Consider the following 22,735-nt stretch of genomic DNA (forward strand, 5'->3'; position numbering starts at 1 on the left):
ATTATATATAAAAAAAAGCCGCTTAAATAAGCGGCTTTTTTTATGAATGAATATTATAAAAATATTAGTCTTTAGATAAATAAACTGCTGAAGCAGATGCTAAAGTATTGTTTATAAATGGAGTAATATTTCCACCAGTACCAATATTATTAAAAGCTAAAATGCTTCCGTTTGCGGCTTCTGCAATAAATACAGTTTCAGTATCTGCATCGTAAGCAACATCTACTGGGTTACCTAATACAGTGTTAGAACCAGCAACTCTTATTTGGCTAGATAATGCTAAAGTACCACCATCTGCAGTATTATTAAATTTAGTTAAGAAATCTGAAATTACATGAAATCCTCCATCTGTTGCATCTCCTGCAGAACCAATGTCTGTTAATACCATTGTGTTAGAAGCTGCATCAAAAGTTAAACCGTGAGTTCTCACTATACCTTCTACAGCAATAGTTTTAGTTGCAGAAACTGTAGCATCTGTTGTGTTAGATAAGAAATCTGTATAAACGGCTAATTGGTTAGTAGTATCTACCACTGCATATAAATCATTACCGTTAAAAGTAATACCCCAAAGTTTAATATCTGTTGTAATAGTATTTCTTAAAGTAAATGTTCCGTTTGATCTTTCGTAAATAAATAAACGTCCATCTGCAGTTGTATCGTCTGCATCTACATCTGCGTTATCTGCTACAACGTAAAAATTTCCGTTTACTGCTACTTCTCTTGGACTAGTCATATCTGCGGTACCAACTATATCGCTTGTAATAGTTGTACCAGAAGCAATTGCACTAATATCTGTAAACCCTTCTAAAGCTAATCCAGAACGTGAAGCTTGAATGGCTGCATCTGTAGACGCATCAAAATAAATACCATCTGCAGCAACACTTGCAGTTACTAAAGTAGTAGCGCTTACATTAGATAAGTCTGTTACATCATAATATGTAATATTACCATCAGCATTGTTAGATGTATATAATCGTGTGCTTTCAGTATTTGTTGGTGGGTTAACATTGTTGTTATCATCATCATCACTACAAGAGTTAAAAGTTATTATAGACAATGCTATAATACTTAAGGTTTTAATTTGTTTTTTCATTTTTGTTTATTTTAGATTAAAGTTAATTGATCATGTTTTTAATAAACGTGATACTATAAATCTACGTAGTGAATACACCTAAGGTTTTGCTCTATTAATTTTTTAACCCTACTTTAACAATTGAAATTTTGTTTCATAAATTTTGTTAAACCTTAAAAAAACAACACAATTTATTGATAAAGAGAACATTAAAAACAAAAATTTAAAAATTATTTAAAAGAAAAATAAACTAAAACGATTCTTTAAATATTTAAATTTTAAGATATTTTTAATAAAAATTTATTTAAAAAAAAACGGCATCAATACCATTGAAGCCGTTTGTTATTTTAGTAATAGGTTAATGTTTCTTTTTAGGGACTATAAAAGTTTACTTTATGTTTCATTACCAATTCTACAACATTTTTAATAAAACAATTATAATGCCAAAAATTTATAAAAGCTCAATTTTTTTTATAAAAATCAATCACTTATAAATAAGATTAGTATTTAAGAGTACTTTTCTACTTTACCTATTACGCCTTTATAAAAAGAATACATATAGTTAAAGTCTGCCTCCATATCATCAGTAGGATAAAATGGTTGAGAAACTACATTTTGTTTGTTTTTAAAATCTAGGGTAAACATTATAATTGGAACATTGGCCTCTTTTGCGATATAGTAAAAACCAGTTCTCCATTTTTCTACTTTATTTCTTGTTCCTTCAGGCGCGAAAGTGATTCTAAACTCTTCTTTATTTTTAAAAGCTTTAGCAATGGCCTGAACCTTGTTTTCATTTTTACTTCTATTTAGAGGTACACCACCAAGCGCTCTAAAATAATAACCAAAAGGCCAAATAAATAGTTCTTTTTTACCAACGAAATTTGTTTTTATATCTATTACTTTTCGTAATAAAACACCAATATAGAAATCGTGCCAGCTTGTATGTGGTGCAGCTATAATTACGGCTTTTTTTATCTCTTTTTTAGACATTGTTGTGTTTCCAACAACTTTCCAACCAAGTAGTTTAAAATATATAAATTTTGCTATTTTTCGCATATTACATTTTTTGGTATAATGCTCTTAATGTATCGCGAGTAATTGTTTTTTTCCAATTTTTACCAATAGCATTCTCCCATAAAGGTTCTAAGCTTAGAGCTACATCTATCATGGTATCAAATTCTTTATCTGATAGGTTTGCACAAATACCTTGAGGTAACTGTATGTTGTGTTTTTCTTTCATTTGCTTAAAAAGGGCTACACCTTCCGGGTAGTATTCTTCTAAATGATCGAAAACGATACAGTTTCCTATACCATGTTTAATGCCTAATAAATAACCTAAGCCATAACTTAATGCATGTGCTACTCCAACTTGAGAATATGCAATACTCATGCCTCCATGCCAACTGGCCATCATTAATTTGTCTTGAGATTCTTCTTTGGTTAAATTATCATCTAAAAAAATTTCTTTACATAAAGAATAGGCTTTCTCACCGTATGATTTGCTAAAAGCATTTAAAAATGTTCCATCTAAAGATTCAATACAATGTACATAACAATCCATACCAGTATAAAACCATTGGTCTTTGGGCACATCTTTAGTTAACTCTGGGTCTAATACAACTTGATCAAAAGGTGTAAAATCGCTATTTATACCTAATTTACGTTCTGGACCAGTTAAAATAGTGGTTCTAGATACTTCTGCTCCTGTACCAGAAATAGTAGGAATTCCAACGTGATAAACGGCAGGATTTTTTACCAAATCCCAACCTTGGTAATCTTTAGACTCTCCATTGTTAGTTAACATAATAGAAACCGCTTTGGCAATATCTAAAACCGTACCACCACCAATGCCAATTATTCCAGACGGTAATTCTTTATATTTTACTATAATATCTTCAACCAGACTATCTATTTGTGACGTTTTAGGTTCTTCTTTTGCAGAGACGTAAATTACCTTATCATCGTAAGACAAAGGTATTCTAGATGTTAACCATGCATTACCCTTAAATACATCATCCACAAAAAATATAAATGGTGCAGTAATATTTAATCGTTTTGGAGATAAAATATCTCCTAATTGATTAAAACTACCACGTCCAAAAATTACTTTGGACACCATTGGAAAATTTTTATAACTCATTGACTTGCGTCTTTAATATTCTATTTATTATTTAAATTGTTCTGAAATGCTTCTGCAAACATTGCCAAATGATAACCATCTACTAAAGCATGATTTACATTTATTGAAACATTCATTTTATAAATTTCATTTTCTTGTATTACTTTAGAAAAAGCTAGTTTTGGTACAGATTCTTCTATTCCAGAAACAGGTTCTTTATGTCCCGAAAAATGAAGCCAAGGCATTGCCGAAGCATGAACACAATCTAAACCGTTTTTAGGCGGAAACAAATCTTTTGTATTTAAAATTCTTTCTTTCTCATTCTCTAAACTTTCCAAAAATAAGTTTAAATTTTCATTAAAATCTATAAATGAAAAGCCAAAGGTTTTATCTGCTCTCATTATTGTTGCAGATGCATTTATAGTTTCAAAATCTATTACTTTTTCGTCTACTATTCGATACCTTAAATTTTCGGTGCTATTTATTGCTTTCATACAATCATGTAAATACACACCAAAAAATGATATTTTGTTTTCTTTTGAAAACGTATAGGCTTTTGTAACATTTAACGGAAAAGTAACAGCAAAATATGGGTCTTTAAGCGTTTTAAAATGCTCAAAGTGTTGTTTTCTATTCCAAGTATTTAATACTATTTCTCGCATCTTAATTTAACAAAGAAATTAGTTCGTTTAAGTTTGATAGTGTTTTATAGTCGTTTTTATCACTAATTGATGGTTCTACTTCTTCATGTGCCCAAGTGGTGTGAAACGGTATATGTATTGCCTTTGCGCCAATTTTGGTTAATGGTAAAACATCAGATTTTAATGAGTTACCTATCATTAAAAAAGCTTCTGGCTTAATTTCTAAATGCTTTAATAGTTTAATATAATTATCTTCTTTTTTATCGCTTAATACTTCTATATGATGAAAATATTGCAATAATCCAGATTTTTCTAATTTGCGTTCTTGGTCTAACAAATCGCCTTTTGTAGCTACAATTAGTTTATAGTCTTGAGATAATGTTTTTAACACCTGTTCTACATTTGGTAAGAGTTCCACAGGTTTATTAATCATCTCTTTACCAATATCTATAATCTTTTGTATTGTTTTATTTGAAATGGTATAATTTGAAAGTTCTAAAGCCATTTCAACCATAGATAATACAAAACCTTTAACACCATAACCGTATACAGGTAAGTTTTTAATTTCCATTTTAAATAACTCTTGGTCTATTTTATTTGGCGTTTCAAACTGGCTTAAAAGTTTGGCAAAATCTTCTTCAGCTTCACGAAAATAGGTTTCGTTTACCCAAAGTGTATCATCGGCATCAAAACCTATTACTTTTATATTATTGTATTCTTTTTTCAATTTATTTCCACAATTTTTTAGCACGTTCTAAATCTTCTGGTGTATCAATTTCTACACCTTGTACGCTTGTTTCAACCATTTTAATTCGCTTTCCATATTCTAAATAGCGAATACATTCTATTTTTTCTGAAGCTTCCAACATTAACATTGGGAGGTTATAAAAGTCCATTAATGCTTGTTTTCTAAATGCATAAACACCTTTGTGCTTATAGTATTTTGTAGCGACTTCTTTATCTCTTGGGTATGGTATTGGGCTGCGAGAAAAATATAATGCAAAATCTTTTTGGTCTACAATAACTTTTACAGTGTTTGGGTTATTTATCTCTTCAATGTCTTTAATATTAACCATTAATGAGGCTAAATCTATAGACTTATCACTGTCGTTCTCAAAAACTTTAATAAGCTTTTTTAAGGATGCTACTTCGGTAAAAGGCTCATCTCCTTGTACATTTACAACGATATCTACATCTAAATTTTCTACAGCTTCTGCAATACGGTCACTACCACATTCGTGCGTTTTAATACTCATTATGGCTTTGCCTCCAATGCTTGTAATTTCTTTAAAAATTATTTCACTATCTGTAACCACGATAACTTCATCAAACAAATTGGTAGCTACTGTAGCTTCGTAAGTACGAGTAATCACAGGTTTACCTTCTAAATCTTGCATTAATTTACCAGGAAAACGAGATGCACTATATCGTGCGGGAATCATTGCGATTATTTTCATCTAAAAAATTGAAGTATTAAAGATTCAAAAATATAATTTTTAAAATGAAAGACAGAGTCTTTTAATGCTTTTTTCGAGTTAAGCGCTAGCCGATTTCATTTTTTTATAGAGTTTAAATATTACAAAAAATAGTATAGCCACAAAGAAAATTGCTAAAACCGGTAATAAAACTGAAACTATAGACATGCCTATTGCTGTTCCCGTTTCTACTGTGCTAACTACAGGATTTGCAACACCACCAGTTGTTGCGGTAGATGCCAAACGTGTTGCTCCAGATGAACTTGCTACTGCTGCTGCCGTTCCGCCACCAGCAATAATGGCTAATGCCCATGTTATTACTGGACTTAAGTCTGCTACCGTAGAAACCATAACTGCTGTACCGGCAATAGCCGCTAATGGTATTGCTACTGTATCTAAAATATTATCTACATAGGGAATATAATATGCTAAAATCTCGACTACAGTTGCTACGCCTAATACTATTAATGCAGATAAACTTCCTATCCATTGCCAAGATTCATTTAATTCCCAAATACCTAAATAAGAGACTAGACTTAAGGTAAAAAGTGGTACAAAAACACGAAATCCAACAGATGCAGATAAACCTATACCAAGGCAAATACTTATAATTGTTTCAGCTGTCATAATATATTGCGTTTATTATTTTTATTCAGATTCAAAAAAATTATCCTTAAAACCAAGTAAATATACTTTTTCTTTTGCACGTGTTATTGCTGTATAAAGCCATCTTAAATAATCTTTAGTAATTACACCATCTGGTAAATATGGTTGCTCTACAAATACTGTATTCCATTGTCCACCTTGCGACTTATGGCAGGTTATAGCGTAAGAAAACTTAACTTGTAATGCATTAAAATGTTTGTTTCCTTTTATTGCTAAAAACTTTTTATAATTACTTTTCTCTTCTTCGTAATCTTTTTGAACCTCTTGATATAAACGGTTAGAGTCTTCATAGGTTAACGAAGGTGTTTCTGCCGAAATAGTATCTAATAACAATACTGTTTCAAAAGGTTTCATTTTTGGGTAATCTACCATTCGTATTTTTACTTCAGCAAAACGAAAACCGTATAATTCTTTAATGCTAAATATTTCAAGAACTTCAATAATGTCACCATTTGCAATAAAACCAGCTTCGGTTGTAGGCTTTAACCAAAAATAATTATTTTTTACAACCATTAAATAGTCTCCAGAAGACAATTCGTTTTCATTAAATAAAATTCTGCTTCGTATTTGTTGGTTGTAAAGGTTTGCACGTTTATTGCTTCTAACAATTATTGCCATTTCTTCATTTCCTAAAGTACTATAACTATCGTTTATAGCATCCATAATATCATAACCATCAACCAATCGCACAATGTCTTTAAAACCTTTAAGATTAAATTGAAAACTTTCAAAAAAACCGCTAGATAAGGTTTCTCTAAGCATTGTCGCATTTTCTAAAACTCCAGAGTTTTGTTCTTGACGCATTACTTCGTCTAACTCCATTTTAGAAACCAATTTATTATAATTTAAGCTTAGTGTGTTCTCGTCTAAAGCAGGACTTATATCTAATTTTACTGGTGGTAATTGTGCAGTATCTCCTATTAATAGTAATTTACAATTATGGCCTTGATAGACATATTGCATTAAATCGTCTAATAGTGATCCATTAGCAAATTGTTTAGAATCTCCAGGAGTATCTGGTATCATAGACGCTTCATCTACTATAAAAAGTGTATTTCTATGTTTATTAGGCTGTAAAACAAAATTTACGCCACCACCTTTATCTTTTTTAGGAAAATATATTTTTTTATGTATTGTAAAGGCTTCTTTTTTAGAATAGTTTGAAATTACTTTAGCTGCTCGACCAGTTGGTGCCATTAGCACAGCGCTTTTTTTAGCTTTCCATAAATTATTAACTATTGTACCAATTATTGTTGTTTTTCCTGTTCCTGCATACCCTTTTAAAAGAAAAATACCGTTAGATTTATCATCAAAAATGAATTCTGATAGCTGTAAAAGTAAAATATCTTGTTTTTGAGTTGGCTGGAACGGAAACTGCTGTTTTATAAGGGAATAAAATTCAGATTTAGTGATTTCCATTAGGTGTTTTATAACTTTTATTCAAATATATAAATGATTTTTACTCTTATTGGTTTTTACGAATAAAAAAAAATTGTAGATTTGCGTTAGACCTTAATTAAATTAAATTTAAATAAAATATGAAATTAGCGCTTATTATTATTGGAGCAATACTACTAACAATTTTAATTGTTTGGCTTATTGATAAGTTTATTCCTGCAAAAATTAAACCTGTTGTAACTTTAGTTCTTTGGGGACTTATTGCCTTTTTGGGTTACCAAACATTTATGTCTGTATACAAACCAATTTTATTTAACCAAGTAAAAGAAAAGCGTTATGCTCAAGTAATTGAAAAATTAGTTGACATTAGAGATTCTCAAGTTGCTTATAAAGAAGTTAAAGGAAAATATACAAATAGCTACGATTCTTTAATAAATTTTATTGAAAACGGAAAATTTGCAATTGTAGAAAGAAGAGATACAAGTGTTGTAGATGAAGAATTAACACGTCGTTATGGTGGTGTTGAAACTCGTGTTGAAAAAACTATAATAGATACTTTAGATTTTGTTTCTGTAAAAGATTCTTTATTTAAAACTTCTACAAGATATAAAACAATGATGAACGTTCCTTTTGCTAAAGAAGGTACTAAGTTTAAATTAAACGCTGGAGAAGTTGGTGAAGATGATGACGATAAATTTCCTGTATTTGAAGCTTATGTATTGAAAAAAGATGTTTTACACGATCAAGACAAAGCTTATATTGCTCAAGAAAACAAAGCAATTTCTGTAGAAGAAATTAAAGGAGATGCTGTAAGAGTTGGATCTATGGAAGAAGTAAAAGTTAACGGGAACTGGCCAAAAGTATATGACCCAAAAAGTTAATACAATTTTAGAAATAACAGATAAAGAATTGTCCATTCAACTAAGTTTGAATGGACTTTCTTTTTGTGTGCTAAATACTAGCAATAATACTATTACAGCTATAAAGCATTTCTCTAAAGAAAAAAAACTAACTCCTTTTGAGCTTTTAGATTTTGTAAAACATTTATTTAATACAGAATCACTATTAAAAGAAAACTACAATAAAGTAACAGTAATACATACAAACGAATTATCTGCATTAGTGCCACAAGCACTTTTTAACGAAGATGCTATGGCAGATTATTTAAAACTAAGTTCTAAAATTTTAAAGTCAGATTATATAACGTATGATACTATTACAGCAAACGAAACTGTAAATGTTTATGTACCATATATTAATGTAAATAACTTTATTTATGACCATTTTGGAGCCTTTACATACAAACACTTTTCTACAGTATTAATAGAAAATTTAGTTGCAGCTGAAAAAAATGCAAGTGATGATAAATTATATATAAATGTAAACACTACACATTTTGAATTGCTTGCCTTTGCAAAAGGAAAATTATTACTTTATAATACTTTTGAGTATACAACACCCGAAGATTTTATCTATTATGTTTTATTTACAACAGAACAATTAGAATTCAATCCAGAAACAATTTCTGCTATTTTATTAGGTGCAATTGAAAAAGATGATACCTTATATAATATACTATATAAATACATTAGAAATGTATCGTTTGGTAATAGAATGGATTCTTTTAGTTTTACAGAAAAGCAAAACAATCAATATTCAAATTTCACCCTTTTAAAAAGCTTATAATGCGTATAGTTTCAGGAGAATTTAAAGGCCGAAGAATTACAGCTCCAAAAAAGCTTCCAGTTCGTCCTACAACAGATATGGCAAAAGAATCGTTATTTAATATTTTAAATAACCATTATTATTTTGATGACATTTCGGTTCTAGACCTATTTGCAGGTACAGGAAATATAAGTTACGAGTTTGCTTCCAGAGGTACACAACAAATCACCTGTGTAGATGCAGATTATGGTTGTATAAAATTTATAAATGAAACTGCCGAAAGTTTCGATATGCCAATACAAACCATTAAAAGCGATGTTTTTAAATTTTTAGAAAATAGTAATACAAAACATACTGTAATATTTGCAGATCCACCATACGATTTTCCTGTAGAAGCATTTTCTAAAATACCAGAACTGGTATTTAAAAACAATCTTTTAAAACCAAATGGTATGCTAATAGTTGAGCACTCTAAACATACAGATATATCACATTTAGACCATTACAGCCATTCTAAAAGTTATGGTGGTAATATGTTTAGTTTTTATAAACTTCCAGAAGAAAACGAATAATATTTAAATAAAAAAACCATCTAAAAAATTAGATGGTTTTATTATATATAAGTAAATCTATAAGCCGGATTCTGTATTAAAACATTACTGTTTTAACCCTTATCATTTATCTTCGTGAGTTGTTACCAACACACTTTAGCTGCCTACCCTCTAACTCGCGCGTGCACGCTCAAACGCTAGTATACATGACATTGCACCACATAGAGTTTACCTGGTTTCACTACAGCATGACCTGTACATACTTTCTGTTGCACTTTTCCTAACCTCACGGCTGGTGGCTGTTAACCACTATATTGCACTACGGTGTCCAGACTTTCCTCACTTGCACTAAATTTACTTTAGTACAAGCGCGATAAGGCGATTTACTTATTTGCAAAAATAGAATAAACTATATGAAATATTTATACAGAAAAGCGTTTTGTTTAATAATGCTAAAAAAAGGGGATCTATAACTAGTGAACGTTTGTTAATAACTCCTTTTAAATTATAGCTGCAAAATTCTAAAATACAAATTGAATTTTTAACTTTGTTATTCTAAAAATTACCTTTAAAAAGTATCTTAAGGCGCAAAATTTAGCAAGAATATAAATGGAACACTTTGTAGTATCGGCAAGAAAATACAGACCACAAACATTTAAAGATGTTGTTGGGCAATCTGCCATTACAAATACTTTGCTAAATGCTATAGATAATAATCACTTAGCGCAAGCCTTATTGTTTACCGGACCACGAGGTGTAGGTAAAACCAGTTGTGCTCGTATTCTGGCTAAAATGATTAATAGTGATGGTACAGAATCTAACGAGGAAGATTTTGCTTTTAATATTTTTGAACTTGATGCTGCTTCAAACAACTCGGTAGACGATATTAGAAGTTTAACAGATCAGGTACGTATTCCTCCACAAGTTGGAAAATACAAAGTTTATATTATTGACGAGGTACACATGCTATCTCAAGCCGCTTTTAATGCTTTTTTAAAAACTTTAGAAGAACCGCCAAAGCATTGTATATTTATTCTTGCAACTACAGAAAAGCATAAAATAATACCTACAATTTTATCACGTTGTCAAATTTTCGATTTTAAACGTATTACTGTAAAAGACGCCAAAGAATATTTAAAATATATTGCACAAGAACAAGGTATAAATGCAGAGGATGATGCTTTACATATTATAGCTCAAAAAGCAGATGGCGCTATGCGTGATGCTTTATCTATTTTTGATCGTGTGGTAAGTTTTTCGGGAAAAGAATTAACACGACAATCTGTTACAGAAAATTTAAACGTATTAGATTACGAAACTTATTTTACAAGTACAGATTTAATTTTAGAAAATAAGATACCAGAATTACTAATACAATTTAATGAAACCTTATCTAAAGGTTTTGATGGACACCATTATATAGCAGGACTAGCATCTCATTTTAGAGATTTATTAGTCTGTAAAAATCCAGCTACTATAGAACTTTTAGAAGTTGGAGATCAAACTAAAGAAAAATATTTAGAGCAATCTAAAAAAGCTTCTCAAGCCTTTTTATTAAAAGGAATTGAGTTAGCTAACGAAACCGATTTAAAATATAAATCCAGTAAAAACCAACGACTACTCGTTGAACTTTGTATCATGCAACTTGCCTCTATCACTTTTGATGGAGATAAAAAAAAAATAGCAGTCGGTACATAATTCCACCATCCTATTTTAAACGTGTAGGTATTACGCCTATTCCGGTAAAAAAAGTAGAACAAACTACAAACACTCCTGTAGAAAATAAACCACAATCTGTAGTATCTACTAAACAACCTATATTAAATACGGCAGATACAGCAACAAAAACTGCTCCTAAAATAATACTTAATAGCGGTAAAAAACCAACATCTGGATTGTCTTTAAAAAGTATTCGAGCTAAAAAAGAGCACGAAATAAAACAAAAAGATAATACTATAGATGAAGAAAACCTACCAAGAGAACCTTTTACTCAAGATGAATTAACCGAAGTTTGGAACACATTTATTAAAGATATTGAGAAAGAAGGTAAAATGAATCTTGCCGCAATACTCTCAATAGACAAACCAAAATTAAAAGGAACAACAATACATTTAACGTTTCCAAATGCCACTAATAAAGTAGAAGTTGAAAGACAATCGTACGATTTGCTTCAGTTTTTACGCAAAACATTAAGAAACTTTGATATAAGTTTGGATATTGATGTTAATGAAGAAATGCAAAAGAAATTTGCTTACACACCAGAAGAAAAATACGAGAAATTAAAAGAAAAAAACCCTAATATTGAATTACTTAGAAAAACTTTCGATTTAGATTTATAATTCTTTTCACTTCAAATTAAGTATCTTTAAATTTATTTTTATTTATTTTTTAAAATGAAAAACATCTTATTCCTTCTAGCTATTATAAGTATATTTTTTTTGAGTTGTGACGGTAAAGAACGTGTACATAAAAGCAATACACAGGTGTTAAAAGAACACAAATTATTAGATTCTTTCTCTAAAGTTGTAAAATATTTTCCAGAAAAATACTCTGAAAACGAAATAGATACACTTTTTAATAACGGAAACCGTATAAAAATAAAAAGCTTCACAAATATGGAAGACAGTTATTTAAACGAGTTTACAAACAATTATATCACATACAAACACTATTATAGAGATGCAAAAGCTTTAATTACTGTAACTAACAACTCTATGATTTTTAATAAAATTATAGACAAAGATTTTATTTTAAATATAGATGACTCCTACAAAAACTTTTTTAATACATCTATTTTACAAGGTGTTTGGCTTAATGAAGCTGAATCTTTAAATAAAAAAAATATAAGTATAGATATAACATTTTGTAAACCAGAAACAGATTGGTGTGAGTATTTTATCTTACAAATTGAAGCTAACGGAAATTACAAACTAGAAAATGTTACAAAAGAATAAACTAATAAAATATGTTAGGACTTAAATTACCAACAGATCCGCGTTGGGTAAATATTGTAGAAAAAAATATTGAAGATATTTTAACAGATCATGCTTTTTGCGAGCAAAAAGCAACTAGTACAGCAATCTCTTTAATTGTAAGCTTTCCTGAGTACACAGATTTGGTTCAAGAAATGGTAGCTTTAGTAAAAGAAGAAATTAGCCATTTTAAAATGGTACACGATTTAATTTTAAAAAACGGTTGGGTTTTAGGTCGTGATCGTAAAGATGAGTATGTTGCTAAGTTACTTCAGTTTTTTCCTAAAGGCGGCAGTAGAACAACGCAATTAGTACATAGACTACTTTACGCTGCTTTAATTGAAGCTAGAAGCTGTGAACGCTTTAGGCTGCTTAGTGAAGAATTGGAAGATAAAGAATTAGCTGAGTTTTATAGAAAATTAATGGTTAGTGAAGCAAACCATTATACTATGTTTTTAGGTTTTGCTAGACAATACGGTGATAGAAAAGAAGTAGATAAAAAATGGCAAGATTTATTAGATTTTGAAGCCGAAATAATGAAAGATTTAAGTAAAAGTGAAACTATACATGGTTAAATAACCATTATATCACCAAACATTAAACATAAAAAAAAACGCCAAAACATTAAATGTTTTGGCGTTTTTTAGTTTGATTTATTGTTGGTTAAAACTTAAGACCAAAACCAATTTGCATATTAGTGTTAATAGCATCTAATTCTGTTTCGTCATCAAATATATTTGTTAAACCGTAAGAATATCTAAAATCTAAGAAAAACTCATCAGATAACATATACTCTATTCCTCCTATACCAGAAAAGGCAAAGTTTTTTAAACCATCTTGGTAATCATGAGTTTTTAAACTTGCTTGTGGTCCAACACCTATAGCAAATTTATCGCCTAATTTAAATTTAAAAACAATAGGCATTTGTAAATAATCTAATTTTATACCTTCATCATTTGCTCCTTCTGAAGAAAACTGAATTTCTGGTGCTATTGCTAAATTATCTGATAAAGAATATTCTCCAAAGAATCCAATAGCAAAACCATTTCTATGTTTATTTGCAAATCCTGTTGGGTCTGGTTCAAAATCTAAGTTAGAAATATTATATCCAGCACGTACACCATATAATGCGTTTTGAGAAAAGCCATAGATAGTACAAAGTAAAAAGGCTAATAAGAGTACAGTTTTTTTCATAAAAAAGAAATTATTTTTGTGTTAATTTATATAGTTTTATATACTAAAGCTAATATATATTAAATTTAACTAATATTAAATAATAAAAAGATAAAGTGTATTATTTTAACTGTGTATGGCTTAAAACAGTGTTATTGTATATACTTTTTATAATACCATCTGCCAAACCTATTTTTGGTACATAAATATGCTTAGCACCACACCACTTCATCGCTGATAAATAGATACGTGTAGCGGGAATAATAACATCTGCCCTATCTTGATTTAAGTTTAATTGTGTGATACGTTCTTCGTACGAATAAGTTTGCAACATATTGTAGTACGACGTCAAATAAAAGTAAGTTAACGGTTTGCCAAGTGCTTTTCCAGAGATTTTAAATATCTTATTTATATTTCCTCCAGAACCTATAACATCTATTTTTTCGTGGTTTTTTGTGTTAAGTTTTATCCATTGCTCTAACTCTTGCCACGTTTCTTTTTTAACAATATCATTTAACAATCTAACTGTACCTATTTTAAAAGATTTAGATGTAATTTTTTCACCACGGTAAATTACACTAAATTCCGTACTACCACCACCAACATCTACGTATAAATATGTTTTAGTATTATCTATAAATGTATGTAGGTCTGTGGCAGCAATAATAGCGGCTTCTTCTTCACCTTCTATAATATCTATAGGTATTCCAGAGGTTTTTAAAATTTTATCTGCAACTAATTGGCCGTTTTTTGCTTCTCGCATAGCAGAAGTTGCGCAGGCTTTAAACTTTTCTATTTTATGAGATTTCATTAACAGCTTAAAAGCTTGCATGGTATCTACCATACGCTCTATATTTTCTGGTGAAATTTTCTCGTTTAAAAAAACATCTCCACCTAAACGAATTGGAACCCTTACTAAAGATCTTTTTTTAAAAGTTGCAGGTTTATCTTTTTCTTCAATTATATTAGCTATAAGTAATCTCACCGCATTAGAACCAATATCTATTGCAGCAAATTTTTTAATTTTTAGCATTCGTTTAATTTATTTTTATAATAATCGTAGGTTGCAAATTGAGCTCTTACTTTTTCTTTATCGTTTCGTTTATAAATGTTTTTTTGTTTTGCATCTATAATTCTTGATTTTACATTATCATTCCAACAGATATTAAAGGTATCAATCAATTCTTCTTTAATACTTTCATCATATATTGGGCAACTTACTTCTACTCTATTGTCTATGTTTCTTGTCATCCAATCTGCGGAAGATATATATACTTTCTCATCATTATTATTGCAAAATACGTAAAGCCTAGTATGCTCTAAAAACTTATCTATTATACTTACAACTTCAATGTTTTCGCTCATTCCTTTTACGCCTGAAATTAAACAGCAAATTCCTCTAACAATCATTTGTATTTTAACGCCTGCATTACTAGCTTCATATAGTTTATCAATCATTTTATAGCTTGATATACTATTCATTTTCAGTCTAATATAAGCTGGTTTTCCTTCTTTTTTGTTTTTAATTTCTTTATTTATTAAACTAAAAAAAGCATTTTGTGTGTAATGTGGTGATGTTATTATATGTTTATAACGATACATTTTATAGTTTACAGAAAAGAAGTTAAAAACTTTATTTACATCTTTTAGTATTTTTTGGTTTGCTGTAAACAGTGTATAATCTGTATAAATTTTTGCAGTAGACTCGTTAAAATTTCCTGTACTTATAAAGCCATATCGTACTAATTTAGGTCCTTCTTCTCTTTCTATAACACACATTTTACTGTGCACTTTTAAACCTTGTACTCCAAATATTAATTGTATGCCTTCGCGTTGCATTTGTTCTGCATATTCAATATTGGCTTGTTCATCAAAACGTGCTTGAATCTCCATTGAAACAGTAACTTTTTTACCGTTAATTGCAGCGTTAATTAGCGAGCTGGCAACATGAGAAATTTGTGCCAGCCTGTAAATTGTAATTTTTATGCTTTTTACTTGAGGGTCTAATGCTGCTTCACGTAAAAACTTTACAATGTATGCAAAGGTATGATATGGTGTGTATTGTAAATAATCTTTTTTTGAAATTGCTTTAAATATGCTGTTTTCTAATCCTAAGTTTTTAACGGGTAAAGCTGTAATTTTATCATATAACAAATCTGTTCTTCCTAAGCTTGGAAAATTCATATAATCACGACGGTTATGATATCGACCTCCAGGTATAATACTGTCTGAAGATTCTATACTCATTTTATCCATTAAAAAATCTAGTGTATGTTTATCTATACTTTTATCGTAAACAAAACGAACCGGTTGGCCATCTTGCCTATCTTTTACACTATTACTAATTTTTTCCATAAAACTTTTACTTAAATCACTTTCTAAGTCAAGCTCTGCATCACGTGTAATTTTTATCATGTGTGCCGTTATAGAATTATACTCGAAAATATTGAAAATATCATCTAAACAGAAACGTAATAAATCGTCTAAAATAATAATAGACTGTTTTCCATTCTCTTCTGGAAGTTCTACAAAACGATCCATGTTTTTAGAGATTTCTATAAGCGCATATTGGTGTTCTCCATTTTCTAAACTCATATTTATTGCAAGATATGCTGCGCTATCCTTAAGATTTGGTATTGCTGCATCTTCATTTAAAATTATGGTAACCAATGCCGGACTTACATGCTGAATAAAGTAATTTTTTATAAAGTTTTTTTGAGATTTAGTAATCTGTTTTTCATTAATAATAAAAATATTTTCAGCTTTTAGTTTTTGCTGAATATTACTTAAAATTTTTAAACTTTCGGCTTGTTGTTTAATTACTGTTTGTGTTATTATTTCTAATAATTCTGAAGCTTTTATACCAGCCAAATGACTTTTACCTTCTTTCCCTGCTTCATCAATACGCTTAACAGTAGCGTATCTTACCTTAAAAAATTCATCTAAATTATTTGAAAAAATACCTAAAAATCGAAGACGTTCAATAAGTGGTACATTTTCATCTGAGGCTTCTTGAAGTACTCTAGCATTAAATTGTAACCAACTTAATTCTCTATTTATATAGCTAAAATTAGACGTTTTTTTATTCATTTATAAAATTTAAGTTTTAACAAATATATTACAGTTTTCTTATTTAAGATGCTTTGGAAAAAGTATTGTTTTAGTTTCTCCTTTTTTTATTTGAGACCAACTATCAATATTAAAATGAATTTCTACAAATCCTGAGGTTGTAATATTCTCTATATAAGTGTTTCCGTAGGTATTTGCAATATTTGTTAATGCATAATTATGCCCAAAAATAAGCAGTTTATCGATATTTTTATCACAAGATTTCAAAACACTCAATAATGATTCTCCGGAAAAATCATAAACATCATTATTAATAATAAAATTTACGCTTTTTAAATTTAAATTTTCTACAAAAATATCTGCTGTAGTTTTAGCTCTATTAGCACCACTACTTATTATTAAATCTGGACTTAAAGAAAAGGTTTTTAAATGGTTTGAAACTAATTTAGCATCATTAAAACCTCTTTTTTTTAAAGGTCTGTCAAAGTCAGGTAAATCGTACTTCCAAGAGGATTTTGCATGACGAACTAAATAAAGTCTTTTAACACTTTTTGTCGGATTTATTTGCATTTGAACGTATTTTGGTTTAATTTCGGCCATTTAACGAGTATTTAAGTTATTAAACTCATTTTTTTGAATTACAATTTAAATACTGTTTCATTTGTAAGTGCTATTAATACCCAATTAAACAACCTACTTTGTGTCGCCTATGGTGCACTTCCCTCAACTGTAGATTATAAATTACGTAATTAATAGTAGTAAAATTTTAATTAAACAGTTAATTTTTTTTTGTTATGAAACTACATACTTTCAGAACAAAGTTAAATATTTATCTTAATGTTTTCGGTTTTAGCAAGTTAATTATTTGTTATCCGGAAACACATTTTTGTACAAAAAACTCTCATTTATTTGAGATTAAAAATAATATAACAAACGGTTATCTAGCACCTACATTTAGAGCCATTTGTAAAATCCCAAATTATGCTATATAAAACTACTCGTTTAAAGTATTCCCTTACAAGGTTTGCCATAGTTATTTTCCCAATACTACTTTTGCTATTAAGTTCTCAAAAAATTGAAGCCCAAGTTAAAGAAGTGTTTTCTCCCAGATATAATGAAACTATTCGTGGAGAAGTTAGTATGATTGCTAACAATGTTGTGTCACAAAGCCCTACTGCAAATTATAATGGCGAAGGAGATAATCAAAATTTTGATAACAACGTTTTTGTAGATATAGATAATGACCCATCAACTTTCAATTCAAGCAATGCTGTTTTATCAAACCCAAGACCTGGTGATTCATGTTTAGAGATTGAGAAAGTTATGTTGTACTGGGTTGCAGCAGATAAAGGAGTTGTAATAAATAATGCTGAATCTGAAAATGTTCCAAATTGGAATTTTAACGATGCAAAAATTAGATTACCTGGCCAAACAAACTATACAATAATTACAGCAGATGAAGTAATTTACCGTGGTAGAGACGATAGTCCTCACTTTATTAACGATCCATATGTTTGTTATAAAGATATAACTGAAGATGTTAAAAATTTAAATTCACCTTTTGGTACATACCAAATTGCTAATGTAGAAGCAAGAACAGGATTTTTAGTATCTCATACAGGTGGTAACACAGGAACTTCTGGTGGTTGGCAAATTGTAGTAGTATACTCTAGTCCTGATATGAAATTAAGAAACATAACTCTATCTGATGGTTATGTACATATAGCAAATACAACTAGTAGTTTAGATTTTGTTTTTAATGGTTTTCAAACCGTGCCAAACGGAAATATTAATGCCAATGTTTTAATTGGTGCTCTTGAAGGCGATAGAGGTTTAAATGGAGACATGTTGCAAATAGAGGACACTAATGGTGATTTTGTAAACATTAGCACACCTGGAAGAGCAAACGATAATTTTTTTAATAGTAAAATTACTATAGGTTCTGGTGGTGGTAATTTTACAAACAGAACACCAGCTAGTACAAACACACTTGGGTTTGATGCTGCATTATTTCCTTTAAACAATCCTGGAAAATCTATATTAGCGAATAATCAAACTTCTGCATCTTTAAGGTTAACATCTACCCAAGAAACTTATGGTTTATATGTTTTAGGGTTTTCTATAGAAGTGTACCAACCCGATTTAGATATTTCTTTAAACGCAACTCCAACCTCTTTAACACCTGGTCCAACTCCAACCACTGTTACTTTTAATACTCAATTAGTAAATAATGGTAATGATAACGCAGAAAATGTAGTCCTATCTACAACTATTGGTCCAGAAGCAGAACTAGTATTACCAATAACAGGTTTACCAACTGGAGTGTCATATACTTATAATGAGACATCTAGATTATTAACTTTTACAGTAGACAATGGTGTTTTAACATCAAATTCTCAACCTTTAGATATTGATTTTCAAGTAAATATTAATGACGAGTGTTATTTTTTAGAAAATGGTTCAGATAGTGGAGAGTTTTCTATCCAACTTGATGCAAATTATCATGGAGAAATAAACCCTACAAACCAATCGACACAAAGTTCACATAATTCTGATGTTTGCTCAAATGGCGATTTAAATTCTACTATAATTACAATTAACGATCCAAATCCACCAACTTGGGAAACAGAGCCTGGTGAATTAGATACTACTGTAGAGTGTAACAATAATTCTGGTTTAAATGCTGCGCAAAATTTATCGCCAGTATCTAATTGTGAAAATTTAACTCCAATCAAAACTAGTGGTGAATTTGTTCAAAATGGTTCTTGCCCAACAAATGGAACCTATACTAATACATTTACATTTACAGATGCTTATGGGAACGTAATAGATACTTATACTCAAGTAATAACGGTTCAAGATACTCAAGGTCCTGTTATAGATACAACAGCTTTCGATTTCTCTGTTCAATGTGATGGTAACGGAAATACAGACGATTTAAACGACTGGTTAGATACTAATGGTGGTGCGGTTGCTTTTGATAATTGTAACAATCCTGTAGTTTGGTCTAACGATTACTCTGGACTTTCAGACGATTGTGGTGGTACTGGATCTGCAATAGTTACATTTACTGCTACAGATGCTTGTGGAAACACAAGTACTACATCTGCTTCTTTTACTATAATTGATACTTTACCTCCTACTATTGTAGGTTTTCCATCTAATGTTGACAACACACAACCTTCTTGTGTAGATGTACCGGTTTTAAGTTTTGAAAACTATACAGAAGAAACTGGAGATGGAGATAACACTACATTTTTAGAAGGAGAAGTATTTAGGTTCACAAACATTGCTCCTGGTGTTGATGCTTTAGTTAATATTCTAGAAACTGTAGGTACAACAATTCCTGTGTTAGATGATAACTCAACAAGTAGTGATTCTTTTAGACCAAAAACAGCTTTTTCTATTGCAAATAATGGAGATCGTGCTTATACAGAATATAGAATAGATTTTGTTGATGCAGGAACAACCAATCCAACAACATTACCTGAGTTTTATTCTAATTTTAATGATATTGATGGAGGTAATAATTATGGAGAAGTAAACTGGACACAATTTACTAATAGTTATACTGTAAATGACCCAACAGATTTAACAATTACAGAAGAAGGTCCTTGGATAGTTGCAACTGCAGGAACAACCGAGTATCCTGGCGTATCTAATGCATATCCACAAGCTAATTTTTCTACTAGAAATACAAATTCTTCAAGTTTTAGATTTAGATTAGGTGTAGAAGCAAGAAGAAATAACGTTTCTGGAGGAGGAAGACAACATAATATTGAGTTTACTTGTATTTCAAACTACACTAATGCCGTAACAATATCTGAAGAAATTACCATTGAATGTGATGAACTTGAACCAGCTGAAACTTTAACAGCTACAGATGAATGTGGAACAGCAACTATAGATTTTAACGAAACTACAACACCTGGAACCTGTGAAAATGAGTTTGTAGTAGAAAGAACTTGGACTGCAACAGATGAGTGCGGAAACACAACTACAAGGACTCTAATAATTAATGTGGTCGATACAACACCTCCTACTTTTACGGTTCCGGAAGATGTGACTATTAACTGTGAGCAAGATCCTAACGATTTAACGCTTACTGGTGATGTAACTGATGAAGCTGATAATTGTGATACAACTTTAGAAGCAACATTTACAGATACAGAAGATAATTCTTCTGGAGAATGCTCAAGCGAAACTATTATAACTAGAACTTGGACTTTAACAGATGATTGTAATAATACAACATCTGCTATTCAAACCATTACAGTACAAGATTCTACTGCACCTACATTTACAGTTCCTGCAGATATTACTATTAACTGTGAGCAAGATCCTAACGATCTTACCTTGACAGGAGATGTTACAAACGAAGATGATAATTGTGACAATGATCTTGAAGCAACTTATACAGATACTGCTTCTGTTGGTTCTTGTCCTAACGAGTCTATAATAACTAGAGAATGGACATTAGTAGACGATTGTGGTAACTCTACTACTTTTACACAAACTATTACTGTTGAAGATAATACTGCTCCTTATTTTGTTGGTGTATTACCACAAAATATTACAGCAGAATGCGACCAAGTGCCAGAAGCATCTGTTTTATTATTTGATGATAATTGTAGTAGCATTAACTCAAAATTATTAAACTGGGAAAATGAAACTTGGCCATCAGGCTCTTTAAGTAATAGTTATAATATTGATGGTACCAACGTTTCTATAACAATCCAAGATCCTACTGGATCTTTAACTTCAGGCACTCCTGTTACTGGAGCATTTTATCAAGGTGATGAACCTACAATAGAAAACACTTTAATTTTAGCCTCAAGTCTTCCTGTATTACAAGAAGATACTATTACATTAACTATAACTCTTGGAAACTCAGGAGTTGGAGTTACAAATACATTTTTTAAATTATTTGATGTAGATGGTGAAATTAATAATTTTTATCGTCAAGAAAATTATACCATTACAGGTAGTTTAAATGGTACTACTGTAATGCCTGCTTTAAGTGCTACAGACAACCAAATAATTACTGGTAATGATGTTTATGGTATAGATCCAACTACTCCTAGCGGAGGAAATTCAACCGAAGGTGTTGTTTCTGTTGCTTTTTCTGAAGCTGTAGATACAATTACTATCGTTTTCAAAATTATTAATAGTCCAAACATTAACCCTAATAGTGCTCCTGGTTTTGGTCTTCACAATATTTCTTTTTCTGAAGTAAATGAAAATCCATTACCTACAGCAACATTTAATGAAACTATTACAGAAGGTTCTTGTTCAAGTGAATACACAATTACGAGAACTTGGATAGCTACAGATAGTTGTAATAATCAAGCATCTCATACACAAATAATTAATGTTCAAGATAGCACAGATCCTACATTTACTGTTCCGGCTGATATTACTATTAACTGTGAGCAAGATCCTAACGACTTAACGCTTACTGGTGATGTGACTACTGAAGCTGATAACTGTTCTGGAGCTCTTCAAGCTACTTTTAGCGATGCTACTGCTGCTGGTACATGTGCCAACGAATCTATTATTACTAGAACTTGGTCATTAACGGATGAGTGTGGTAATACAACAACTGCGCAACAAGTAATTACCATTCAAGATACTACTGCTCCTACTTTTACGGTTCCGGCAGATGTGACTATTAACTGTGAGCAAGATCCTAACGATTTAACACTTACTGGTGATGTTACTGATGAAGCTGATAATTGTGCGACAACTCTAGAAGCTACTTTTAGCGATACGACTGCTGCTGGTGCTTGTGAAAACGAAGCTATTATTACTAGAACTTGGACTCTTACTGATAACTGTGATAACATCACAACACTTGTGCAAACTATTACTATTGAAGATAATACTGCGCCTGATATTTCTGCTTGTAATGTCACTGATCAAACTGTAGATTGT

The 22,735-nt window shown here is 30.4% G+C and carries 18 protein-coding genes, 1 other RNA gene and 1 pseudogene; 7 read left to right on the top strand and 13 right to left on the bottom strand.

Annotated features, from left to right (window positions below; translation table 11 throughout):
- Nucleotides 1-64: 64 nt before the first annotated feature.
- The 8 genes from BM549_RS13690 to BM549_RS13725 all read right to left on the bottom strand — a co-directional run bounded on the left by BM549_RS13690 (nt 65) and on the right by BM549_RS13725 (nt 7,392).
- Complete coding sequence (locus tag BM549_RS13690; protein ID WP_290470782.1) at nt 65-1,093, bottom strand: hypothetical protein; 1,029 nt, start codon at nt 1,091-1,093, stop codon at nt 65-67.
- Nucleotides 1,094-1,579: 486 nt separating this feature from the next.
- Nucleotides 1,580-2,128: a 1-acyl-sn-glycerol-3-phosphate acyltransferase gene (locus BM549_RS13695; RefSeq protein WP_290470783.1), complete on the bottom strand. Its 549-nt coding sequence runs from the start codon at nt 2,126-2,128 to the stop codon at nt 1,580-1,582.
- A 1-nt stretch (nt 2,129) separates the two neighbouring features.
- Nucleotides 2,130-3,212: an iron-containing alcohol dehydrogenase family protein gene (locus BM549_RS13700; protein ID WP_290470784.1), complete on the bottom strand. Its 1,083-nt coding sequence runs from the start codon at nt 3,210-3,212 to the stop codon at nt 2,130-2,132.
- Between the two features lie 20 nt (nt 3,213-3,232).
- Nucleotides 3,233-3,853 carry a CatA-like O-acetyltransferase gene (locus tag BM549_RS13705; RefSeq protein WP_290470785.1) on the bottom strand — a complete coding sequence of 207 codons (621 nt, stop codon included), beginning with the start codon at nt 3,851-3,853 and terminating at the stop codon, nt 3,233-3,235.
- Between the two features lies 1 nt (nt 3,854).
- Complete coding sequence (locus BM549_RS13710) at nt 3,855-4,559, bottom strand: HAD family hydrolase (RefSeq protein WP_290470786.1); 705 nt, start codon at nt 4,557-4,559, stop codon at nt 3,855-3,857.
- A 1-nt stretch (nt 4,560) separates the two neighbouring features.
- Nucleotides 4,561-5,289, bottom strand: a complete 729-nt coding sequence (gene kdsB / locus BM549_RS13715) for a 3-deoxy-manno-octulosonate cytidylyltransferase (protein WP_041301546.1) — start codon at nt 5,287-5,289, stop codon at nt 4,561-4,563.
- A gap of 78 nt (nt 5,290-5,367) precedes the next feature.
- Complete coding sequence (locus tag BM549_RS13720) at nt 5,368-5,934, bottom strand: DUF4126 domain-containing protein (RefSeq protein ID WP_290470787.1); 567 nt, start codon at nt 5,932-5,934, stop codon at nt 5,368-5,370.
- 21 nt (nt 5,935-5,955) lie between these two features.
- Nucleotides 5,956-7,392 (bottom strand): ATP-binding domain-containing protein, encoded by a 1,437-nt coding sequence (locus tag BM549_RS13725; protein ID WP_290470788.1) that lies wholly within the window; start codon nt 7,390-7,392, stop codon nt 5,956-5,958.
- Nucleotides 7,393-7,511: 119 nt separating this feature from the next.
- Between BM549_RS13725 and BM549_RS13730 the strand changes: the two genes are divergently transcribed.
- Genes BM549_RS13730 through BM549_RS13740 form a run of 3 tightly spaced genes read left to right on the top strand, consistent with a single transcriptional unit; the run spans nt 7,512 to nt 9,608 of the window.
- Nucleotides 7,512-8,252 carry a hypothetical protein gene (locus BM549_RS13730; RefSeq protein WP_290470789.1) on the top strand — a complete coding sequence of 247 codons (741 nt, stop codon included), beginning with the start codon at nt 7,512-7,514 and terminating at the stop codon, nt 8,250-8,252.
- Entirely contained in the window at nt 8,236-9,057 is an 822-nt protein-coding gene (locus tag BM549_RS13735) for a DUF3822 family protein (protein ID WP_290470790.1), read from the top strand. Before BM549_RS13730 ends, BM549_RS13735 begins: the two co-directional genes overlap by 17 nt.
- Complete coding sequence (locus BM549_RS13740; protein ID WP_290470791.1) at nt 9,057-9,608, top strand: RsmD family RNA methyltransferase; 552 nt, start codon at nt 9,057-9,059, stop codon at nt 9,606-9,608. The genes BM549_RS13735 and BM549_RS13740 overlap by 1 nt, the downstream gene beginning before the upstream one ends.
- A gap of 44 nt (nt 9,609-9,652) precedes the next feature.
- Here the strand turns inward: BM549_RS13740 and rnpB are convergent.
- Nucleotides 9,653-9,977: RNase P RNA component class A (rnpB, locus tag BM549_RS13745), an RNA gene on the bottom strand.
- A 219-nt stretch (nt 9,978-10,196) separates the two neighbouring features.
- Between rnpB and BM549_RS13750 the strand changes: the two are divergent.
- The 3 genes and pseudogenes from BM549_RS13750 (at nt 10,197) to BM549_RS13760 (ending at nt 13,134) form a co-directional block, all read left to right on the top strand.
- Nucleotides 10,197-11,926 (top strand): annotated as a pseudogene (locus BM549_RS13750) (DNA polymerase III subunit gamma/tau).
- A 54-nt stretch (nt 11,927-11,980) separates the two neighbouring features.
- A complete protein-coding gene (locus tag BM549_RS13755) occupies nt 11,981-12,541 on the top strand; it encodes a hypothetical protein (protein WP_290470792.1) in 561 nt (186 codons plus the stop codon).
- 11 nt (nt 12,542-12,552) lie between these two features.
- Nucleotides 12,553-13,134, top strand: coding sequence for a tRNA-(ms[2]io[6]A)-hydroxylase (locus BM549_RS13760; RefSeq protein ID WP_290470793.1), 582 nt, complete (start codon nt 12,553-12,555; stop codon nt 13,132-13,134).
- 88 nt (nt 13,135-13,222) lie between these two features.
- Here BM549_RS13760 and BM549_RS13765 read toward each other — a convergent pair whose 3' ends face one another.
- The 4 genes from BM549_RS13765 to BM549_RS13780 form a co-directional block, all read right to left on the bottom strand.
- Nucleotides 13,223-13,753 (bottom strand): porin family protein, encoded by a 531-nt coding sequence (locus BM549_RS13765; protein ID WP_290470794.1) that lies wholly within the window; start codon nt 13,751-13,753, stop codon nt 13,223-13,225.
- 100 nt (nt 13,754-13,853) lie between these two features.
- Nucleotides 13,854-14,765, bottom strand: coding sequence for a Ppx/GppA phosphatase family protein (locus BM549_RS13770; RefSeq protein ID WP_290470795.1), 912 nt, complete (start codon nt 14,763-14,765; stop codon nt 13,854-13,856).
- Nucleotides 14,759-16,822: a polyphosphate kinase 1 gene (ppk1, locus tag BM549_RS13775; protein ID WP_290470796.1), complete on the bottom strand. Its 2,064-nt coding sequence runs from the start codon at nt 16,820-16,822 to the stop codon at nt 14,759-14,761. The genes BM549_RS13770 and ppk1 overlap by 7 nt, the downstream gene beginning before the upstream one ends.
- A 39-nt stretch (nt 16,823-16,861) precedes the next feature.
- Nucleotides 16,862-17,401 carry a histidine phosphatase family protein gene (locus tag BM549_RS13780; protein ID WP_290470797.1) on the bottom strand — a complete coding sequence of 180 codons (540 nt, stop codon included), beginning with the start codon at nt 17,399-17,401 and terminating at the stop codon, nt 16,862-16,864.
- A gap of 381 nt (nt 17,402-17,782) precedes the next feature.
- Here BM549_RS13780 and BM549_RS13785 point away from each other — a divergent pair.
- Nucleotides 17,783-22,735: hypothetical protein (locus tag BM549_RS13785; RefSeq protein WP_290470798.1), on the top strand; the 4,953-nt coding region annotated here is incomplete at its 3' end.

It is taken from the genome of Lacinutrix sp. MedPE-SW, assembly GCF_001874145.1.
Classification (GTDB): domain Bacteria; phylum Bacteroidota; class Bacteroidia; order Flavobacteriales; family Flavobacteriaceae; genus Lacinutrix.